The following is a 20,473-nucleotide window of genomic DNA, read 5'->3' as shown; positions in this document are numbered from 1 at the left end:
TCCGGGGCACCGGCGGCATTAACGGATGGCCGGTTTCGAGAGATGGAATGGCGGCCATGAATGGCCGGGATTGATGACGTGGACGGCTCTCCAACCCTCCCGCAGAATGATCTGCGGAGAGCCGGAAGGGAGAGCCACGATGGGGAACGTCACGACGATAGGTCTCGATCTCGCGAAGAACGTATTCCAGGTGCACGGGGTCGACGCGGAGGGTGTTGCGGTGGTTCGCCAGCGCCTGACCCGTGGCCGCATGCTAAAGTTCTTCGCCAAGCTGCCGCCGTGCCTGGTTGGCATCGAGGCCTGCACAACCTCGCATTACTGGGCACGCGAGCTGGTGGCGCTCGGGCATGACGTGAAACTCATGCCGGCGCAGTACGTGAAGCCGTACGTCAAGCGCAGCAAGAACGATGCAGCCGATGCCGAGGCGATCTGCGAGGCGGTGACCCGCCCGACCATGCGCTTCGTCGGCATCAAGTCGCCCGAGCAGCAGAGCGCTATGATGCTGCATCGTGTTCGCCTGATCCTGAACCGCCAACGGACGCAGCTGTCGAACGCGATGCGGGCGCACCTAGCCGAGTTCGGGATTGCGGCACCGATCGGCAGGAACGGCATCGAGCAGCTCCTCGACGTCATCGCCGACCCGACTGACGAGCGGGTGCCGGCCGACGCGCGGTTCTGCCTGGAGATGCTTGCGGCTCAGCTGCGCATCGTGAAAGAGCAGATCCTGGAAAACGACCGCCGCATCTTGGCGAGCGCACGCGAGACCGAGCTTGGCCGTCGGCTGATGGAGATACCCGGCGTGGGGCCGCTGCTCGCCAGCGCCATCGTCGCCACCGTTCCCGATCCTGCGATCTTCCGCTCAGGCCGCAACCTCTCCGCGTGGATCGGCCTGGTGCCGCGGCAGAATTCCAGCGGCGGCAGGGAGCGGCTCGGCGGCATCACCAAGGCCGGCCATCAGTACCTGCGCCAGATGCTGATCGTCGGCGCCATGGCGGTGGTGCGCTTTGCCGAACGTAACGGCGCCAAGCGGCCGTGGCTTGTTCAGCTGCTCGCCCGCCGCAAGACCAAGGTCGCCGCGGTTGCGCTCGCCAACAAGAACGCGCGCATGATCTGGGCGATGATGGCCAGCGGTGAGCGGTATCGTGAGCCGCTGGTGGCATAAGGAACACGGCGCGGGCGACCGCGCCTGACGAGGTTGGAAAGGGCGATCAGGAGCTAATGCAACAAGCCGGTTGAACCGCCGGATCGGGAAAACCCACTATGACCCAAGCACCTCGAGTGCGCGGGATTGATCGGGACCCGAGACGCGCGAATGGCATTACGGCCAGCGGCACTATGCGCCGCACCAACAGGTCGGACACATGGCCGCACCAACCAGCAACGCTAGGCGAATGCTCGTACTTGCCAACGGAGGGCCGTTCTCTAATCGCGCCTCCCTCGTCAACTTCTTCTTTGTCGCCTTCCGGGTCATGGTTCTCTTCGCGGTCGGCATCGGCCGCCGCAGCATCTGGTCCGGTCGGAAAAGCGCGGGCGCTGCAAGGTCCACAACGGGCTGACGTCAGATCACGTGCCCATGGCCCCTACCGCGCAGTCGCCCACACCTCGCCCGAGGCGACACGTACGTCCGGCTCCTGCCGGACGATCTGGCTACGCTACGGTGGCAGGCTCCCAGCGGAACGGCTCACCTGAGCGCCACACGCTGTGCAGGATCACCGATAGTTTCCGCGCCAGCGCGACCCGCGCCTTGCCTGGTCCGGCTCGCTCGACGATCGCCAGCGCCCAGTCCTTCAGGTGCAGCGGTCGTTTCACCCGGTGGAGGATCACGATGGCCGCCTCGTACATGAGCGTTCGCGCGAGGACGTCGCCGCATCCAGAAATGTGCCCGCTACGGTCCATCTCACCTGACTGGTAGCGCCGCGGCGTCAGGCCGAGGTGTGCTCCGACGGATCGCGAGCGAGCGAAGCGGGTTGGATCCTCGATAGTGCTGACGAATGCGAGTGCCGATAGGGCGCCGATGCCCGGAACTGTCATGAGCAATCTGCAGGTCGCGTCTCTCTTCACCCGGCGCTGAACGGTCGTGTCGAAGACGGCAATCTGCTCACGAAGCTGCCTCCAGGTGGCAAGGAGCGGTCTCACGATCAATGCGACGTCCGGCGCATCCTCGATCATTGCTTCGACGCGGCGGTCGAACCTGAGGCCGCGGTCGGCCCCCGGCAGCAGGCCGAATGTCTTCAGCACGCCGCGCACCATATTGGAAAGTCGCGTCCTCATTCCGACGAGTTGGGCTCGCGCGCCGAGAAGGGATCGTGCTTGATGCGCATCCAGCGACTTGACGTGGACCGAGCGGTACCAGCCGTACCACCTGCGCCAGCCCTTCTGCGTCATTTTGGTCGGTCTTGTTCAGCCTCATTTGCAGCGCTGCCTTCACCCGGCGGGCGTCAAGGACCGCGACATCGAGACCAGCCGCACGGAGGCCGTGTACAAGCCACGGCGTCATCGCGCCGGTCTCAACGCCTAACTTCGCGTTGGCGCCTGCATGCCTGGAGATGAGCTGCGAGATCGGACCAGGATCGGTCGGGCTGGTGCCCCTCCAAACCCGCCGCCCTTCGGCATCGACCACGCAGATCGCCGTGGTCTTCTGGGATACGTCCAAACCAACTGAATGCGGCATCGAACCCTCCGATGGTGCTCACCACCGGGCCGAGCGCCCGGATCGCAGCACTATCGATAGCTCGAATCAGTCCCGCGATTACCCGAGGTCCACACATGGGTCGTTCAAGAAGTCGATGCTGGATCCAATTTGGCCAGCCTGCGGGCGACGCCGACCGTGTGCCTGATGAACAACATCAAGAGAATGCAGCCAACGGCACCTAAAAAAAAGATCGAATCCTGAAATAAAGCCGAACATGCCTGGAGCCGGTCCCAGAACCATCATCGCTACCGTCAACAAAATCAGCATTAAACGCAATTCCGTTGGCCCCGCTGCTGCATATGTCAGTTTAAGCTCGCCAAGAACACGGGCGCACAGAAAGGCATGTACCGACAGAAGCAGATAGCCCACGAGCCCGAGCAGCGCGATGTCCATCCTGACATACGGGCTCACGCCGATCCCTGCTAAGATCAGGAAAGTGGTTATTCCATCGCAGCTATGATCGAGAAAATAGCCATAGGAAGGTCGCTCGATCTGACGAAACCGCGCCAGACTTCCATCGAGTGAGTCTCCGAACCACTGTATAAAATAGCCGGCTAGCGAGAGAAGCAGCCAACCGGCACCGAAATTGCTCCCGGCATAGCCCGCGAAAATTGCAATCGAACCCAGCATGCCAATGCTTGTGAGATGGTCCGGGCGCATCCAGCGGGGGAGTAATCCGCATAGGCGCAGGAGCAAGTGCCGCTCTGCGTTCGCGAGGATGTTAGTCTGCATCCGCATCAAAGCGGGTGGGGCGGCGGGGCGGCTCTCGCTCATGGTATATCTCTTGCTGATGGACCGCCTTCGGCTGATATCGCTTGGATCGCAACAACGGCTGGCTCGACCGGGCCGTTGTAGGAAAGCGCTCACCGTTTTTCGACACGATCCGCGTTCTTGTTCCTGCCTTTCCGCCTCAGACATGAATAAGCGGCAGAAAGTGGAGATCAGCGTTAGATGCGAATGGCCGGATATGGGGCGCATCAGCCGCTGGTCGCTTCGTAACCGTCGCGGTTTTGGTCGCGCTTGCTCCTCAGCTATTCGCGGTCCTAGCGTGGTTGCGTTTGGAGGCTTCCCTTGGGTGACACAGAAAAGACGCTGAACGGGCAATGTCATTGCGGCATCGTCCAATTCGAGGTGAAGCTGTCTGAAGGCTTCGAGACAATCCGCCGGTGCAATTGCTCCTTCTGTCGGATGCGCGGAGCGATCGCGGTGTCAGCGGAAGTCAGCGGAATGAAGATCCTGCAGGGCGCGGATGCGTTGACCCGCTATCGGTTCAACACGATGACAGCTGAGCATTTTTTCTGCTCTCGCTGCGGCATCTACACCCATCACCAGCGTCGCTCCGATCCAAACCTTTATGGGGTGAACGTCGCCTGTCTGGACGGCGTCAGTCCGTTCGACTTTTTCGAGGTTCCTGTCACCGATGGCGTCCACCACCCCAAGGACACAGGTGGCAAAGCGCGATCGGCAGGAACGCTGCGCTTTTTCCCGGCGGACCGGAACGCTGAATGATCAGATCGTCGCGATGAGCGCTCGACGGGGATGACGCTGGGCGTGGTCGCTATCGTCATGCTCGCGGCGGTCCTCCACGCGAGCTGGAACGCGATGCTGCGTGCTGGAGCCGACCGCTTATGGTCGATGACGGTGATGTGCCTCGCGATCGCGGTCGTCTGTACCTGCCTGGCGCCATTCGTCGCCCTTCCGGCCCGAAGCAGCTGGGTCTATGCGATCGTCTCGGCTCTTCTTCATACCGGCTACAACCTGTTCCTCGTCCGCACCTACCGCAGCGGCGATCTTGGCCAGACCTATCCGATATCGAGAGGATCATCACCGGTCCTCGTTTCGCTAGGAGCCGCGGCCTTTGCAGGCGAAATACCGGACGCGGTCAGCGCGGTCGGGATCGCCCTGGTTTCGGGCGGAATCGTCTCGCTTGCTTTCCAGAACCGAGGAGTCGGCCTCGATAGTCTGCCCTACGCATTCGGCACGGGCTGTTTCATTGGCGCCTACAGCGTCACAGATGGGATTGGGGTTCGACTGTCGGGCGCGCCCGTAGGATATACGGTGTGGATGTGCCTGCTCTGGGGCGTGTCCGCACCCTTGGTCTACGTTGCGCTTCGTGATGGTCGCTCACTCGTAAGAGGGGTGCCGGAGACGCTGACCGCCGCAGGCGGTGGCATCGTGTCCCTCATCGCGTATGGCATCGTGATCTATGCGATGTCGCTGGGCGCGATGGGGACGGTATCGGCCCTTCGTGAAACGAGCGTGGTGTTTGCGGCATTGATCGGTCGCGTATTCCTGCACGAGCGCCTGACCGCTTACAGGATAGCAGCGTGCCTGGTCGTCGCAATCGGTGCGATTTGTATTGGCCATCAGGCATAGCTTGACCTTCAACCGGATGCCAATCGTCCGGTGGGAGTAGTTAGCCGGTGGGGCAGGGTGCCTGTCTGCGGTTACCCACCATTCTCGTCAGTCTGCGGCCGATGGCATCTCGGACCGCGCAGACTGTTTGAGGTAAGAGCGGAATTTTCGGATCATCTTTTTGATCTCAGGATCCCGAACCGCCCGCAGTGCTTCCTTGATCGTGAACCACTTTCGCTGGCGCTGATGCATTTCCTGCCAGACATCCAACTCATCCGTCACGCGCAGCGCAAAGGCGTGCACGACCAGCACTTCACCGCGATCTGTGCCGCCGCCGATAGGCTGCCGATAGGATCCAACCGGCTCCCGGCCGATGCGCCCGAGCACGCCCGCTTCCTCGAAAGCTTCTCGTTCGGCTGAACGGCGCGCCATCATTCGGGCACCTATCTTCCCTTTAGGAAGAATCCATCGTCCCTGAGTTCGCGAGCTTACGAGCAGCACGGCGACTTCGCCGGCCTCATCGATCCGATACGGTATGGCCGCCGACTGAAGCGTCACCGAGGAAAGCCCAATTCCACCATCGCGCCCTCATATAATGTGACACTTTTATGACAATCGATTTTCTTTCCGGCTGATCGGCAGCTAGGCTTTGGAACGATTGCGGCGGCCTCCCGGTTCGCACGGAGTGATTAGCGACACTGACATACTGCTGCGCTTGACCGTCGCGGCCTTGCTTGGAAGCCTTGTCGGCTTCGAGCGTGAAAGACTGCTGTGGTCGGCGGGGATCCGTACGCACATGTTGGTGAGCGTCGGTGCCTGCCTGTTCATGATCGTTTCCGCCTATGGTTTTCAACGCTCGACGCAATTGCCGCATGTCGTACTCGACCCATCCCGCGTGGCGGCTCAAGTCGTCTCCGGCGTGGGATTTCTCGGTGCCGGATCGATTCTGCTTCGAGGTGGCACAGTCCGGGGCCTCACGACGGCGGCATCGATATGGGCCGTGGCAGCCCTCGGGCTGGCAGCAGGCGGTGGCCTGTTCTTTGCCGCGGCTGTGTCCACCGCCATCATTCTTGGCATCCTCGCAGGTCTGAAGCCTTTTGAGCGAGCCTACAGGGCTCGTGTCCAGAGCTGTTCGTTCAGTTTCCGTTGCGAGCGCGGTGCCGTCTCAATCGAGGATCTGCAAAAAATCCTGCGCGTCCGGTCAGGGCAGATCAAGCGAGTGCATGTGACGCCTGCCGATGATGGCGGCGATGAGACCTTTGTGCATCTCACGCGCGTGTCAGAAGCTGACATCCGATCATGTGCCTCCAGGCTGCAGGAAGCGCCCGGCGTGCATAGTGTGAAGGCAATTAGAAAAAGGCAGATCGGCGAGGGCGACTGATCACCGCGACACGCTCCTCATCTCTTTCGGATGCGAAGGTCCTATTGCAACTTTATGAACAAGCGTCTGATCTTGAGGAGCTCTAAGCGCGCATCGAATGACCGCAACTGGGTCAGTCGCGCCGCGAACCTGGCGGCGGCTCGCGACCACCTTCCGCCATTCGCTCGCTTCGATGCCAATGTCGTCTCGTGCCAGAAGCCGACATAAGTGCGGAGCATGACCGATTGCCCAAGCGCAGAATTCAAACCGTCCGGGCCTAACTGGGTCGGATCCGACGAGACCGCGCGGTTAGCGAGCAATTGGTAAAAAATCTGTCTTGAAACCGGTTCGCGGCATCCTAGGTTTTTTTCGCCGGACGCTGAAAACCGGGTCCGGTGGACATTGAGAGCGCCGGCTCTTTCCGGCGCGCCTCATGCCCGAATTGCTCAATCAGGAGGATTTGGAAATGAGAACGAGTGCTTTTGACTTTGCGCCTTACCGGCGCTCGACCGTGGGCTTTGATCGGCTGTTCAACCTGCTCGAAGCCGGTACGCGCGAAGACGACGGCTATCCACCCTTCGACATTCTGAGAGAAGGCGACGACAGCTACCGCATCACGCTGGCGGTCGCCGGCTTCCGCCCTGAGGATATCGAGGTGGTGGCCCAGCAGAACCAGCTCACCGTCACCGGCAAGCGTGCCGACGACAACGGCCAGGGCGAGTATCTGCATCGCGGCATTGCCACACGTGCGTTCGAGCGGCGCTTCCAGCTGGCCGACTTCGTGGAAGCTGGCGATGCCCGCTTCGAGAACGGCCTGCTGAGCATCGCGCTCAAGCGCGTCGTGCCCGAGGCAATGAAGCCGCGCCGGATCGAGATCAGCGGTAGCAAAGCTGCCCCGGATCAGATCGAAGCGCCCAGGGATGAGGTCCGCGAAGCGGCCTGATCCTGTTCGAGAGGTTTGCCGGCGCCGCCCCCAGCGGGCCGGCAGGCCTTGCCCCTTCCAGCCAGAAAAGGAGATGACCATCATGGCCTTTCGTGATCTCATTCCCTGGAGCCGGCAGGAAAACCGGCTCACCGTTCCAGTCAGCGCCGAGCGCGGCCGCGACAGTGATACCCACCGGTTGCTGTCGTTCCACCGCGAGATGAACCGGCTGTTCGACGATGCCTTCCGCGGCTTCGGCGTGCCCGCATTAGCCGGGTTCGACCGCGCTGCCGGCTGGCCGCATGTCGAGCTCGGCGAGACCGACAAGGAAATCCGCGTCACGGCCGAACTGCCGGGCCTCGACGAGAAGGACGTCGAAATCACCGTCGAAGACGGGGCGCTGACGCTTCGTGGCGAGAAGCGCTCCGAGGTCGAAGACAAGGATCGTGGCTATACCGAGCGCAGCTACGGCCGCTTTGAACGCCGTATCGGACTGCCCCAGGGCATCGACCGTGACCACGCGGCCGCAACCTTCAGGAACGGCGTGCTGACGGTTACCCTGCCGAAGACGGAGGCGGCGAACGAAAATGTTCGCCGCATCCAGGTGAATGGCAAGGCGGCCTGACGATCTGGCCCGGGACTTCGGTTCCGGGCCATCCGCCAACGATAACCAAACCCGACTGAGCGCGTTGAGCGCGCTATCGCCAGATGCGCGCGCCGTGATCGAGCCGGTGCCGCGCGCAACCAACCAGGGCGGGCTCAGCGGACCGTCCGTCCGCCTCGCCGGCGCCAGCGCTCGCCAAGACCGCCTGTCATGAGAGCGGGATGATGCCAGAGACCGCGCGCCATTCGGTAGGTCCGACCAGCCGGCCATGGGCGATCCGGACCGAATGGAGCGCAGCCTCGATCTCGCGCCGCCAATGGTCGAGGAAATCGAACAGCACGGGGAAATCGGGCGCAAGATCATATTCCTGCCATATGAACAGCTGGAGAAGCGATGGCGCATCGGGCCGGTAGTAATGGATCTCGGCTGTGGTGAGGCCGTAGCCCTCCAGCTGCGCGATGAAGCCGCGATCGCTCATTGCAGCGGTCGGCCGTCAGTCCGCGGTTCATCGAGCGATCGCATGGCGGCGAACACCTCATCGATCGGAACGGCGCGCTTGGCGCCGGGCGGCTTTCGCATCGCCGGCCGGTCCTTCACCGCGGAGTGGTCGGACGCCCAGGAGGCGAGGATGGCGCGTTTGACTTCCGGCTCAAGGTTCGGATGGTGCGCAACGTCGAAGGGGTGCAAGAAACGGGAAAATGGCTGCGACATGGCCGTGGCTCCTTTCCTTGTGTCGCTCCTTTCTCATTGCGTGCGGTGCCGCAAGCGGCTCAAGATTTTGGTGCTGATCCGATTCGCGTCAAGAGGCATGATGTCATCGCATGTTACTGAAAAGTGCTGGATTGGCACTCTGGAGAGATGAATGCCGAAAAATTTCTTTCGCTCTCTTGAACCTGAAAATCTCTTTTCCTAGTTCACGCAAACCTGTCGTTCAGATGGACGGCGGGGACATCACAATCTGTTTTGCATCTGGAGGTTATGCATGCATTTCCGCCCCTTGCACGACCGTGTGGTCGTCCGCCGCATCGAAGCCGAGGGAAAGACCTCGGGCGGCATCATCATTCCCGACACCGCCAAGGAAAAGCCGCAGGAGGGTGAGATCGTCGCCGTTGGCCCGGGTGTCCGCGACGATAGCGGCCAACTCGTCGAGCTTTCCGTCAAGTCCGGCGACCGCATCTTGTTCGGCAAGTGGTCGGGCACCGAGGTCAAGATTGGCGGGGAGAATCTGCTCATAATGAAGGAGAGCGATATCCTCGGCGTGATCGACAATGTCGTGCCTCTCAAGCAGGCGGCCTGATCGACCGCCCTTATCCCTCGAACATTCAGGAAGGACATAGAAAGGAGTAGCAGCGATGGCTGCAAAGGAAGTGAAGTTTGCGTCTGACGCGCGTGACCGGATGCTGCGCGGCGTCGACACCCTCGCGAACGCGGTGAAGGTGACGCTGGGGCCCAAGGGCCGCAACGTCGTCATCGAAAAGAGCTTCGGGGCTCCCCGCATCACCAAGGACGGCGTAACCGTCGCCAAGGAAATCGAACTAGCCGACAAGTTCGAGAATATGGGTGCGCAGATGCTGCGGGAGGTCGCCAACAAGCAAAACGACAAGGCCGGCGACGGCACCACTACCGCAACCGTTCTCGCCCAGGCGATCGTGCGCGAGGGCTCGAAGGCCGTCGCAGCCGGCATGAACCCGATGGACGTCAAGCGCGGCATCGACCTTGCGGTCGGCACGGTGGTCAGGGACCTCGAAGCCCACGCCAAGAAGGTCGGCGCCAACAGTGAGATCGCGCAGGTCGCGACCATCTCCGCTAACGGCGACGAGGAGGTTGGGCGCATCCTGGCGGAAGCGATGGAGAAGGTCGGCAACGAAGGCGTGATCACGGTCGAAGAGGCGAAGAGCCTCGAGACCGAGCTCGAGACGGTCGAGGGCATGCAGTTCGACCGGGGCTATCTGTCGCCCTACTTCATCACCAATGCCGAGAAGCTCAAGGTCGAGCTCGACGATCCTTACATTCTCATCCACGAGAAGAAGCTCTCGAACCTGCAGGCGCTCGTGCCCCTGCTCGAGAAGGTCGTCCAGTCCGGTCAGCCGCTGCTGATCATCGCCGAGGATGTCGAGGGTGAGGCCCTCGCCACGCTGGTCGTCAACAAGCTGCGCGGCGGGCTCAAGATCGCTGCGGTCAAAGCACCTGGCTTCGGCGATCGCCGCAAGGCGATGCTGGAGGATATCGCGATTCTGACCGGCGGCAATGTGGTCTCCGAGGATCTCGGCATCAAGCTTGAGAATGTCACGGTCAACATGCTCGGCCGCGCCAAGAAGGTGACGATCGACAAGGATAATACGACTATCATCGACGGTGTCGGGCAGAAGACCGATATCGATAGTCGCGTCGCGCAACTCCGCCAGCAGATCGAGACCACGACATCCGACTATGACCGTGAGAAGCTGCAAGAGCGTGTCGCCAAGCTCGCTGGCGGTGTCGCGGTGATCCGCGTCGGCGGCGCAACCGAGGTCGAGGTCAAGGAGAAGAAGGACCGCGTCGACGACGCGCTCCATGCGACGCGGGCTGCGGTCGAAGAAGGTATCCTGCCGGGCGGCGGCATCGCGCTACTGCGTGCGATCAACGCGCTCGATGGGCTTAAGGCCGCCAATGACGACCAGCAGTCCGGTATTGACATCATCCGTCGGGCGCTGCGCGCGCCGGCACGGCAGATCGCCGAAAATGCCGGCGAGGATGGCGCCTATATAGTCGGCAAACTGCTCGAAAGCTCCGACTATAACTGGGGCTTCAATGCAGTCACCGCTGAGTATCAAGACCTGGTCCAGGCGGGCGTGATCGACCCGGCCAAGGTCGTGCGCACCGCACTCCAGGACGCCGCGTCGGTCGCCTCGCTGCTTATCACGACGGAGGCGCTCGTCGCAGAGCTTCCCAAGGAGGAGAAATCCGCGCCTATGCCGGCGATGGATTATTGATTGGGGGAGGCCCGGGCAGCCGGGCCTCCTGCCTAGGGGGGACCAAGTGACTTCGTGAAACCCCTATTTCAAACACCCCACGATTATTCGGTCACGGGGAGCCCGGCGGCCTTAGATACCATTTACCCGGCCGCTTTACGAGGATGACAAAACCACGTCCCGCCTTCCCGCTACCAACTGGGGACGTTCGGTCGTGCTCCGATGGATGGTCGCTACGGACAAAAGCAGCCACTGGAGAACCGTCAAGCTGCCTTTCGCCTTCAGCCAGTTCCGGACGTCTCTCGATCACCCAAGTGTAACCCACTCGACAGGCTGAGCCGCACGCGCGAAGCTGCACGTATGGATTTCATGAAGATCATCGAGTCACTCGATGAGGCGCTTTACAGCGTCATGAGCTGGCTGATTTTCTATCCGATAACCCTATGGCGTACGGTCGTCCGGCCCCAGAAGATGATGGACTATGCCGATCGCGAAGTGTCTGATCGGCCGGACGAGCAATATGATGATGCGATCCGTCCGCCTCTCTTCCTCTTCCTGACATTGCTCATTTCGCATGGCCTTGAAGTCGCGACGGCATCGCGCAACCCGCTGCTGTCCGACACGCACGGGCTGGCATCTCTCGTCGACAGCGACTTGGCGCTGCTGGCGCTCAGGTTGCTGCTGTTCAGCCTGTTCCCGCTGATGATGGCGGTCCGCTTGCTGCAACGCCAGCGCACGCGGTTGACCCATGCCAGCCTGCGCCGCCCCTTTTACGGGCAATGCTACACGGCGGCCCCTTTCGCTTTGATGCTAGGGGTAGGCACGCTGGCTCCGAACCTGCCTCTCGCGGGTGCCCGTATCATCTCGGCCGTAGTGATTGGGGCGGGCGTCCTGTGGTATTTCGCCACTCAAGCCCGCTGGTTCGCCCGCAAATTGCGAGTTTCATTCTTTGTCGGTGCCGGCGACGCCTGCGTCGCTACCTTCTACAGCATCGTCCTGTTCGTGCTCGCGGCGATTGTCGTCCACTAAGTGAAGGCTGGCCTATCTCGGGCAGCTCTGACATCCTGCGGGCGAAGATGCGGGAGAATAGCGGTGCGCGCGGCAATCTTGATGGCGACGGCAATGGCCGTACTGGTCGCGGCGCCGGCTGTGGCGCAGGCTGAACCCGGCGATGCAATCAACCTGATCTGCTCGGGTCAGGGCGAGAAGCTCGGATCGGGCTATGTGAACACGCTGGAGTGGGATCGATACGACAATAAATATCGGACGCGCAGCGGCGTGCAGACGGAGATGCAGGGCTTTTCGTCTGCGGTAACCCTCCAGATTTACGGCAATGACGGCCGCATCCGCCTGCCGGAGAAACTGATTCCCCCCCTCAACTCGGGCGGCGATCACCAGCATTGGTGGCAGCTCGACGATCGATCGTGGGCGCCAACGAAATACGCGCCAGCTATCGACTGAACGGGCTCAACAAGCCTAAGATAAGGATCGACCGCCAGACCGGTGAAATCACCATCAGGGGCACCGGGCAGGACTTTTCCGGCACCTGCGACAAGGTCGATCCCGGACAGAGGCGGTTCTGAGGTTTCGCGCCGTGCTGGCCTGTGCGGTCGGCTTGGTCGCACCCGTCGTGTTATATGCTCAGGCGCGTACAGATCGGATCGCGCTGGCCGAGGGCAAGCCTAAAGTCGTGGCTGGCACGATCCAAGCCTACGCTAGCAAAACTTATGTCCTGAGCGTTCTAGCTGGGCAATGGGTCTCGATTAATCTTCGGGCCAACAATCGTTCGAACTATATGAATGTGACCGCATCTGGGGCGAAGACGGCAATGTTTGTCGGATTAGTCCAAGGTGACAGATATGATTTCGTGGCTCCCGCGACCAACGATTATCTGATCGAAGTCCACCTGATGCGTAACGCTGCTCGGCGACATGAGAGGGCAAGCTATGCGCTATCCGTTGCCCAGCGCTAATGCCCGGTGATTAAGTCCTCGTTCTCCCCGTCCTGCACACCATCGCTCAGTGATGAGTCTCTTAGCGACGTCCGATTTCAACAATAGCCGTCATTCAGCCGATCAAGCGTGAACGACAGCTTCGTCCCAAACCTTGCCCTTCCCGGCGATCTCGCTGGCCCGCAGATAGGCGGGCACGTATCACCTGAACCGATGTCCGCTTTCCGGCGTGGGCAATCGCGCCGTGAACGGCTGGAACTGGGTCAAGGCCGCCATTCAAAGCATCGTTGAATCGATTGTGTTCGATCCTGCCTCTGGTCTGGGAACCGTTCGCCTACTGTCTGGGATGGGGGCAATGCACATCTTCCCAGATGGCCGGGCCGGATACCTCGATGTAGTGAAAAGCGGGCGTGTCTATGACGGAGGGTTGCCTGTCGAGGATAAGAATACTGTTGCGAATTTTCTGCGCCGACGGGCTGGCGGTTAAAAGCGGAGCCGCCCCATCTTACCGACCAAAGCAAAGGTTACGGCTCCGCATTCAGCGCGTTCATCGCGGTGAACGGTAGATGAATGCAATTGCGGGCGATCAGTTTGAAGCGAAAATGGCAGAGACAGGGGCGGACTATCCCTAATCGTCCGCCCCCGATTCATCCATTGTGGACGAACTACATCGGAATAGTCCGATCCGGACTATTTCTCAACCGTTCTTCGCAGCCTTGTTCTTCGCTCGGGTTGCTGCGGCTTTGGCGACAAATTAAATCAGTGAGTGCTGGGGAAATTATTCTCGACATCGTTGCGTCACCGATTCGAGATGAAACAGTAGAAACGGTGGATGAGGTCTCCCCACGAGCATCCATCCACCGGCCCCACTACGTTAGGCAATATTATTTTTAGTTTGAATTGATTAGAGGAGCAATCGGCAACCGAAGCATTGCTGCAACAGTTGCTTCAAGATCGTAAAGGTCGGAACGATTGCTTTTTTCGTAAGCAAGCAGATGTGGAGCCCGCATCCTCAATCAGCGACATCAGGACAGGTCCATCCGGATAATCATCGACAGAAGCGCCGTCCCGAAGTGACGTGCTCCCCAAAACTCATCCACTCATAAGTAGAGTCCGGGGTTGTCAGGATGCCCTGACGGGTGGGGTTGCGCAACGCGCCTGGCAGCATCGGCGGGCGTTAGCCCGCCTATACCGCTATGCGGCCGCACGTTGTTGTAGTCGTCGCGCCAGTTGCTCAGCACCGAGCGAGCATGGCTCAACGACGCGAACAGCGTCTCGTTCAAACATTCGTCGCGCAAGCGACCATTGAAGCTCTCGACGTAGCCGTTCTGCTGCGGCTTGCCCGGCGCGATGTAATGCCACTCGATCTGCCGGTCCTGTGCCCAGCGTAGGATCGCCAGACTGGTCAGCTCGGTGCCGTTGTCGCTCACGATCATCAGCGGTCTGCCGCGCACGGCGATGATAGCATCGAGCTCGCGAGCAACACGAGCGCCCGACAGCGACGTATCGACGACCAGCGCGAGGTTCTCGCGTGTGAAGTCGTCGACGACGGCAAGGATGCGGATACGCCTGCTGCACACCAGCGTGTCGCTGACGAAGTCCAGGCTCCACCGCTGGTTCGGCCCTTGCGGCAGCGTCATCGGTGCCCGCGTTCCCATCGCTCGCTTCCGGCCCCGGCGACGCCGCACGCGCAGGTTCTCCTCGCGATACAGCCGCAGCAGCTTCTTGTGGTTCATCACGATGCCTTCACAGGCCAGCATGATCCCCAGCCGCCGGTAGCCGAACCGACGACGCTCAAGCGCGATCTCGCGAAGACGCGACCGCAGGTCGCCATCATCACTACGCCGATGCGCATAGCGCATCGACGACCTATCCACGCTGAGGATGGCACAGGCCCGACGCTCGCTGATGCCGAAGGTCTGCCGAACATCCTCGACAGCCCTCCGGCAAGCGGCAGGCCTCACCAGTTTTTTGAGGCAACCTCTTTCAGCACCGCATTGTCGAGCATGGCATCGGCCAGCAAGCGCTTCAGCCGCGCGTTCTCGTCCTCCAGCACCTTCAGCTTGCGCGCCTGCGACACATCCATGCCGCCATAGGTCGCCTTCCACTTGTAGAAGGTCGCGCTGCTCACGCCATGCTTGCGGCATACGTCCGCCGTCGTCGACCCAGCCTCCTGCTCTCGCAGGATCGCTATGATCTGCTCCTCGCTAAACCTGCTGCGCTTCATCTTCGTCCTCCTCAATGAAGGACTCTAGCTCAGACTGGCGGAGTTTCAGGGGAGCACGTCACCGCCATTAGAACGGCAAAACACAGCTTTGGGGGTGGCGAGCGACAAACGAGGGCAGTTTGTCACTTTGCAGGCGTCGGAGTTGATCCTGTCTCCAATGCCCTGTCTCGGACGCTAAGGGGGCGGTTTGCTTCATTCCGAACCGGTATCGCTGGTTAAGAGATCGGCAATCTACAATTTCTTAAAATTGTTAACCAGCGCTACATATCCAAGATCAAAGCCAAGGATCGTGAGATGAAGATCACCAGTGTGATGCTCGCAGTATGTTGCGCGTCCGTTATGACATGCGGTGCAGTTGCTAAACCTTCGAATAACAGGCTGTTAATCGATGCTGAAATTAAGCGGCTTGTCGTCGGACACTTCATTTTGAGCGGAAAAACGATCCCTCCGATGTCGGAGATGTTCTTCGCGGATGGGGTTACATACCAGCTTAATAGCGATCTCGCACCAATTCCCGGAACTTATCGGGTCGAGGGTGGGCGGCTGTGCGTATCGAAGCGATCTTCTCAGGCGATCTGTCGGCAAATCAGGAAATCAAAGAATGGCGATATCTATCAGAAGATCGATGGCCGTTCGCAATCCGAGTTGATTAAACTTGAGCCGATTAGGGGGTAAATATGGCATTTTCAGACATCGAATCTCAAATCATTTTTTACGGATATAATGGCACGTTCGATGGCGCTGATCCAAACAGCAGCGCATTCACTGAAGAGCAGCGACTGACTATCGTGGCCCAGTTGAGATCGCTCTACGATAATTCTGCCGATGGTCGCGCCATGCTTGAAACCGCGACCGCGAACGGTATGATCCTAAAAATTGCTGCCAGTGCAGCAACTGGGATTGCATGGTCTGGGGTTGCTGACCCTTACCTCGGAATCGATTTTCAGGCATTCTCTACCCAGCAGTTTATGACCGCCGATGGTCGGTGGGTGAATGCCGATGAGCGAGTGATCCTTGGCCACGAGCTTGGGCACCTGATCCGTGGGACGCAAGACCCGGTGAACGATGGAAACGGCTTCGCCAGCGATGCTACGATGAACGTCGCCAACTACAATTATGCGGGAAGCGCCGTCGATCTCGAAAACGTCATTGCTGACCAACTAGGGGTGGCCAATCATCGGATCAGCTACAACGCCCAACGAGAAGCGGGCGGTTTAGAGGCGTCGTTCGATCCCAGCATCAGCTACACCGATGGTCACACCGTCGAGATCGCCCGTTTCGGCCAAAATTCGGTCGATAACGATATCGATATTTCGGCGCGCACTGAAAGTATGCTCGCTTTCGGTTTTGGCGGGATCGACACTATCAGAGGCGGGGCTGGGAACGACTACATCTATGGCGGAGATGGTGATGGCTACCTGTATGGCGGAAAGGGAGACGATCACCTCTACGGCGGCATCAACGATGATGTGATCGAGGGCGGCGATGGTAATGATTACATCGATGGTGGCGCGGGCGGCGCAGACCAGCTTTTCGGCGGCGTCGGCAACGATCACATCACCGCAACCGCAGCAGCGGGTGTCGTTGTGGAGGGTGGTTCCGGTGACGACGTGATCGAGATCAACGCGGGAACCGATGATTATGCCTCTGTGACCGGCGGGGCTGGCAACGACAGGATTGTTGTGAAAGGTTACACGGCGGTCGATTTCTCGGCGGGCGATGGACATGACACCATCGATTGGCAGGGTTGGCTTCAACTCAAAATGAACGGAATATCCCTGAGCGACGTGACGGTGCATTGGGATGCTCAGGTCATAGAGCAAGAAATATCAGGTAGTGTGGAGTATGTTTCTAGAGATACGCTTATGGGTGATCTGGCTATCGTTCTAAAGTCCACAGGAGATAGTATCGTCATCAAAGATGTAACGGGCGGTCGCGCATATTTCGGTGATTCATATACCGATGCAGAATTTTATAGTGCGGGTGTAAACCTGCCGATCTGAACCGCGCCGGGTTTGCCGGAGGCTCCAACTCCTGAGAAGGTGGAGCCCGTATGAGCAAGACGACGAACAAGTTTGCACCTGAGGTCCGCGAGCGAGCGGTACGGATGGTGCTGGATCACGAGCGCGATCACCCGTCACGATGGGCAGCGATCATATCCATTGCCGAGAAGATTGGTTGTTCAGGGCACACGCTGCTGGAGTGGGTGAAGAAGGCCGAGGTGAACAGCGGTAAGCGGGCGGGCGTCCCGACCGAGGTTGCCGACAAGGTGAAGGCGCTGGAGCGCGAGGTCCGTGAGCTACGGCAGGCCAACGAGATTCTCCGCAAGGCGTCGGCATATTTTGCGCAGGCGGAGCTCGACCGCCCGTTCCGGCGATGATCGCTTTCATTGACGATCACCGCGATGCCTATGGGGTCGAGCCGATCTGCCGCGTTCTGCCGATCGCCCCATCCACCTATCACGAGCGCGTCGCGCAGCGGCAGGACCCGACACGCCTGTCGACGCGGGCGCAGCGGGATGTCGCCTTGAAGCCAGAGATCGCGCGCGTATTTGCCGAGAACTTCGCGGTCTACGGCGTACGCAAGGTCTGGCGGCAGATGATGCGGGAGGGCTTTCCGGTCGCCCGCTGTACGGTCGCGCGGTTGATGCGCGAGATGGGTTTGGCAGGTGTAATCCGGGGCACGACGGTCAGCGACCAGGCTACGCCGTGCCCGCTCGATCACGTCAATCGCAAGTTCTACGCGCCAGCGCCGAACATGCTGTGGGTGTCGGACTTCACCTACGTCGCGACCTGGGCGGGCTTCGTCTACGTCGCCTTCGTTATCGACACTTACGCCAGGCGGATCGTGGGGTGGCGGGCGAGCAGAACGGCCCATGCCAGCTTCGTCCTCGATGCTCTCGAACAGGCGCTGCATGATCGCCGGCCGGCCCATCGTGGCGGCCTCATCCATCATAGCGACCGTGGGTCGCAATACGTGTCCATCAAGTATACCGAGCGCCTCGCCGAAGCCGGGATCGAACCTTCCGTCGGCAGCGTCGGGGACAGCTACGACAACGCTTTGGCCGAGACGATCAACGGCCTCTACAAGACCGAGGTGATCCATAGGCGTGGACCGTGGCGCAGCTTCGAAGCCGTCGAGTACGCCACGCTCGAATGGGTCGACTGGTTCAACCATCGTCGGCTGCTCGAACCCATCGGCAACATCCCGCCTGCCGAAGCCGAAGAGCAATATTATGCTGCCGCGGACAACCTCGATATGGCAGCGTGACTCATAACCCAACGCCTCCGGCAGACCCGGCGCGGTTCAGTGTCCGATTGGACATTCGTTTGAGACGGCAGGGCACTAAAGTGGGGGCGGCGTTGTCCGCTCCCACATTGATCCTTCCGACGGCTCCTTGATCCGTCGAAATCCGACGATTTCAGCCATTCTCCCGCCTTTGCAACTCGTAAGTGATCTCGCATCGGGATCGCGACGATGGGGGAACGAGTGATGAAGCGTTTGAATGCGATGGCTACGGCTGCGTTGGCCGCTGCGATGGTGGCTGGATCAGCGGATGCGACCCGCTGGCAGTATGACTGGATTGGGCCGGTTGTCCAAGTTAATGATCAAGGCGCCACTGGAATTAAAGTTGGAGATACGACGCAAGCGAGTTTTATTTTCGACAACTCGTTCGTGAAGCTTGCCTCATCCACGTCGGACTATGCGACTTAAGACATAGGCTTATTTGACTATTCTTGTCGGACTGGGTCATTCGAGATAAAGGCAGGATATATCTCGGCAACTTTGTTGGTATCAAATTTCAGCGATAACGACGCGATCACTTTCGTCGTTAACTCGGCTAACAACTTCTCCACCATGCAATTCGGCCAATACGGCAATGGGTCCATCCTCGACAGCACGTCGGCGACAAATGGATTTTCTGATGCGATCTTCCCGACCACAGCATTATTTTTCAGTCCCTTCGTGAATGGGACGGTTCAATCAATAGTTTCTCGTCCCGCTGTGACGGTCACCAACCTGTCAGCGGTCCCTGAACCCGCCACGTGGGCGATGTTCATCGGAGGCTTCGGCTTGATCGGCGGATCGATGCGCCGTAAGCGCCAAAATATCAGTGTAGCGTTTGCGTAAACGGTTGGGAGGCTCGTGAAAGATCGGGCCTCCGATCACCCGCCAGTAGGATCGTTTTCACCGCTTTCGAGAAGATCGATCCTGCGAACGATCATCTCAGTCAAAATCGTCAGAGCGGCTTGTCGCTTCGTGGCGTTCGATCCAGCCGCATCGGCGAACAATGAGCGGGCGGACCGATCCAGAGCGGTTCTAATCTCGGCGGCAATCTGACCGCTTGTCGGCCGGTTTGAGGAAGAAGAATCGGACATTTTCAGCCATTTATAACATCGATAGCCGTTTTCAAGCGGGGTTGCGGATCACTTGTTTCGCAACTTCTGGACCAGTTCCCGATATTCCTTTCCCGATTGCGGGCCAATGGCGGGATCGGCGGTAAGACCGTCGTCTGTGGCCGCCATTGCGTTGTATTTCGATCCGCATTCCCGACACTTCATGTGCGTCTTGGCGCTCGTCCAGTCCGTTGCCCATCCACGCGCGTTGAATAATGCGAACAGCGGTCTGGCGGGCGTTACGACACGATGCGCGCACCCTTTGGCCCGACAATATATGACGATCGAAAATCCATCGCCAACCGCTTCCGCGATGCTCTGACATTCTCTCGCAGATCGTGGCACCGACGATCGCGTGGCATGGTCGCTGACCCTCATTCCGGCCGGGCATGAGAACCGAGCGGTAGGGGCCCGTAGACGCTTAAATTAATAAAACGGTCGCTGACAAGCTTCGACAACCGATCGAGGCCTGACAGCCGCCTAGCGGGCGATTTTGAGGCAATATCCGCATAGGCCGAGGCGCCAGCCTGCCCAAGCGCAAACCTGATCTCAAAGCGCACCTGCGAAGCGGTCAGCAGGATCGGACGGTCAGAAGGTGGCGAAGAATCGGGCATCCACCCATATTAGAACAAACAGGGGGCAATTGGGATGCGCTCGTGCGGGCCTGTGGGTAAAAAGGTGGATGAACGATGTGTGGAGAGTAGGATGAGGTGTCCAGCAGACGGAAGCTCGTGATGATCATTCCACGAGCATCGTCAACGCTGCAAATGACTGGGCAAATGCCCGGCCGTCATGGGGGAACGGCCGGGCAACCAAGCTACCGCCGCAGGAAATTACGTCGGCACGTCCATCATTGATATTATCGAACGTATTTCAACCAGTTTGAGATAGTCCGTTGCGATGCGTTGTCAGGCAGAGGATAGGCTGGCGCGGCGGCGCAAAAAGGATGCGAAAAATTGCTCGGACCGTTTCCGACCCGAGCACCAGTTTACCCAACCAATGGAGACTGGAAGG

The 20,473-nt window shown here is 59.9% G+C and carries 21 protein-coding genes, 2 pseudogenes and 1 other annotated feature; of the genes and pseudogenes, 16 read left to right on the top strand and 7 right to left on the bottom strand.

What is annotated here, in order from left to right; translation table 11 throughout:
• The first annotated feature begins 139 nt into the window (after window positions 1–139).
• Entirely contained in the window at window positions 140–1,162 is a 1,023-nt protein-coding gene (locus tag HL653_RS23020) for an IS110 family transposase (RefSeq protein WP_171746560.1), read from the top strand.
• Window positions 1,163–1,647: 485 nt separating this feature from the next.
• Here HL653_RS23020 and HL653_RS23015 read toward each other — a convergent pair whose 3' ends face one another.
• The 3 genes and pseudogenes from HL653_RS23015 to HL653_RS23010 all read right to left on the bottom strand — a co-directional run bounded on the left by HL653_RS23015 (window position 1,648) and on the right by HL653_RS23010 (window position 3,466).
• A complete protein-coding gene (locus tag HL653_RS23015) occupies window positions 1,648–2,385 on the bottom strand; it encodes an IS110 family transposase (protein WP_171746559.1) in 738 nt (245 codons plus the stop codon).
• 28 nt (window positions 2,386–2,413) lie between these two features.
• Window positions 2,414–2,671, bottom strand: a pseudogene (locus HL653_RS24715) (transposase); the annotation flags it as partial.
• A 104-nt stretch (window positions 2,672–2,775) separates the two neighbouring features.
• A pseudogene (locus tag HL653_RS23010) lies at window positions 2,776–3,466 on the bottom strand (CDP-alcohol phosphatidyltransferase family protein).
• A gap of 297 nt (window positions 3,467–3,763) precedes the next feature.
• Here HL653_RS23010 and HL653_RS23005 point away from each other — a divergent pair.
• Window positions 3,764–4,201: a GFA family protein gene (locus tag HL653_RS23005; protein WP_171746558.1), complete on the top strand. Its 438-nt coding sequence runs from the start codon at window positions 3,764–3,766 to the stop codon at window positions 4,199–4,201.
• A 30-nt stretch (window positions 4,202–4,231) separates the two neighbouring features.
• The gene (locus HL653_RS23000) at window positions 4,232–5,068 is read left to right on the top strand and encodes a DMT family transporter (RefSeq protein WP_171746557.1); all 837 of its coding nucleotides are present in this window, start codon (window positions 4,232–4,234) and stop codon (window positions 5,066–5,068) included.
• Window positions 5,069–5,155: 87 nt separating this feature from the next.
• Here the strand turns inward: HL653_RS23000 and HL653_RS22995 are convergent, their stop codons facing one another.
• Complete coding sequence (locus HL653_RS22995; protein ID WP_171746556.1) at window positions 5,156–5,605, bottom strand: NUDIX hydrolase; 450 nt, start codon at window positions 5,603–5,605, stop codon at window positions 5,156–5,158.
• 127 nt (window positions 5,606–5,732) lie between these two features.
• Between HL653_RS22995 and HL653_RS24410 the strand changes: the two genes are divergently transcribed.
• The 3 genes from HL653_RS24410 to HL653_RS22980 all read left to right on the top strand — a co-directional run bounded on the left by HL653_RS24410 (window position 5,733) and on the right by HL653_RS22980 (window position 7,954).
• Entirely contained in the window at window positions 5,733–6,428 is a 696-nt protein-coding gene (locus tag HL653_RS24410; RefSeq protein ID WP_171746555.1) for an MgtC/SapB family protein, read from the top strand.
• Between the two features lie 445 nt (window positions 6,429–6,873).
• Window positions 6,874–7,350: an Hsp20 family protein gene (locus HL653_RS22985; RefSeq protein ID WP_171747223.1), complete on the top strand. Its 477-nt coding sequence runs from the start codon at window positions 6,874–6,876 to the stop codon at window positions 7,348–7,350.
• 82 nt (window positions 7,351–7,432) lie between these two features.
• Window positions 7,433–7,954 (top strand): Hsp20/alpha crystallin family protein, encoded by a 522-nt coding sequence (locus tag HL653_RS22980; protein WP_171747222.1) that lies wholly within the window; start codon window positions 7,433–7,435, stop codon window positions 7,952–7,954.
• A gap of 187 nt (window positions 7,955–8,141) precedes the next feature.
• Here HL653_RS22980 and HL653_RS22975 read toward each other — a convergent pair whose 3' ends face one another.
• Both HL653_RS22975 and HL653_RS22970 read right to left on the bottom strand, forming a co-directional pair.
• Window positions 8,142–8,411 (bottom strand): usg protein, encoded by a 270-nt coding sequence (locus tag HL653_RS22975; RefSeq protein ID WP_171746554.1) that lies wholly within the window; start codon window positions 8,409–8,411, stop codon window positions 8,142–8,144.
• Window positions 8,408–8,644 (bottom strand): hypothetical protein, encoded by a 237-nt coding sequence (locus HL653_RS22970; protein WP_171746553.1) that lies wholly within the window; start codon window positions 8,642–8,644, stop codon window positions 8,408–8,410. The genes HL653_RS22975 and HL653_RS22970 overlap by 4 nt, the downstream gene beginning before the upstream one ends.
• A gap of 271 nt (window positions 8,645–8,915) precedes the next feature.
• Between HL653_RS22970 and groES the strand changes: the two genes are divergently transcribed.
• The 5 genes from groES to HL653_RS22945 all read left to right on the top strand — a co-directional run bounded on the left by groES (window position 8,916) and on the right by HL653_RS22945 (window position 12,856).
• Window positions 8,916–9,230, top strand: a complete 315-nt coding sequence (gene groES / locus HL653_RS22965; RefSeq protein ID WP_171746552.1) for a co-chaperone GroES — start codon at window positions 8,916–8,918, stop codon at window positions 9,228–9,230.
• Between the two features lie 55 nt (window positions 9,231–9,285).
• Window positions 9,286–10,905, top strand: coding sequence for a chaperonin GroEL (gene groL / locus HL653_RS22960; RefSeq protein WP_171746551.1), 1,620 nt, complete (start codon window positions 9,286–9,288; stop codon window positions 10,903–10,905).
• Window positions 10,906–11,253: 348 nt separating this feature from the next.
• Window positions 11,254–11,913, top strand: coding sequence for a hypothetical protein (locus HL653_RS22955; RefSeq protein ID WP_171746550.1), 660 nt, complete (start codon window positions 11,254–11,256; stop codon window positions 11,911–11,913).
• A gap of 63 nt (window positions 11,914–11,976) precedes the next feature.
• Window positions 11,977–12,345, top strand: coding sequence for a hypothetical protein (locus tag HL653_RS22950; RefSeq protein ID WP_171746549.1), 369 nt, complete (start codon window positions 11,977–11,979; stop codon window positions 12,343–12,345).
• A gap of 133 nt (window positions 12,346–12,478) precedes the next feature.
• Complete coding sequence (locus HL653_RS22945; RefSeq protein ID WP_171746548.1) at window positions 12,479–12,856, top strand: hypothetical protein; 378 nt, start codon at window positions 12,479–12,481, stop codon at window positions 12,854–12,856.
• Window positions 12,857–13,935: 1,079 nt separating this feature from the next.
• Here the strand turns inward: HL653_RS22945 and HL653_RS22940 are convergent.
• Window positions 13,936–15,062 (bottom strand): IS3 family transposase gene (locus tag HL653_RS22940; RefSeq protein ID WP_253717325.1). Its coding sequence is split into 2 segments (ribosomal slippage): window positions 13,936–14,804 and window positions 14,804–15,062, totalling 1,128 coding nucleotides; the frame shifts between segments, so codons are not numbered across the junction.
• 294 nt (window positions 15,063–15,356) lie between these two features.
• On the opposite strand from HL653_RS22940, the gene HL653_RS22935 reads away from it, so the two are divergent.
• From HL653_RS22935 to HL653_RS22915, 5 genes are all read left to right on the top strand, one after another.
• Window positions 15,357–15,737, top strand: coding sequence for a hypothetical protein (locus tag HL653_RS22935; protein ID WP_171746546.1), 381 nt, complete (start codon window positions 15,357–15,359; stop codon window positions 15,735–15,737).
• 2 nt (window positions 15,738–15,739) lie between these two features.
• Window positions 15,740–17,065 carry a calcium-binding protein gene (locus HL653_RS22930; protein WP_171746545.1) on the top strand — a complete coding sequence of 442 codons (1,326 nt, stop codon included), beginning with the start codon at window positions 15,740–15,742 and terminating at the stop codon, window positions 17,063–17,065.
• A 50-nt stretch (window positions 17,066–17,115) separates the two neighbouring features.
• Window positions 17,116–18,332 (top strand): IS3 family transposase gene (locus tag HL653_RS22925; protein WP_171746544.1). Its coding sequence is split into 2 segments (ribosomal slippage): window positions 17,116–17,404 and window positions 17,404–18,332, totalling 1,218 coding nucleotides; the frame shifts between segments, so codons are not numbered across the junction.
• Window positions 17,397–17,513 (top strand) — a sequence feature (AL1L pseudoknot). Its footprint overlaps the gene before it by 117 nt.
• Window positions 18,333–18,554: 222 nt before the next feature.
• Window positions 18,555–18,776 (top strand): hypothetical protein, encoded by a 222-nt coding sequence (locus HL653_RS22920; protein WP_171746543.1) that lies wholly within the window; start codon window positions 18,555–18,557, stop codon window positions 18,774–18,776.
• 75 nt (window positions 18,777–18,851) lie between these two features.
• Window positions 18,852–19,193: a PEPxxWA-CTERM sorting domain-containing protein gene (locus HL653_RS22915; protein WP_253717324.1), complete on the top strand. Its 342-nt coding sequence runs from the start codon at window positions 18,852–18,854 to the stop codon at window positions 19,191–19,193.
• Window positions 19,194–20,473 lie beyond the last annotated feature (1,280 nt).

This window comes from Sphingomonas sp. AP4-R1 (assembly GCF_013113735.1).
In the GTDB taxonomy this organism is placed as follows: domain Bacteria; phylum Pseudomonadota; class Alphaproteobacteria; order Sphingomonadales; family Sphingomonadaceae; genus Sphingomonas_I.
Note: the sequence above shows the minus strand (reverse complement) of the source record. Positions and strands in the feature narration are given on the sequence as shown.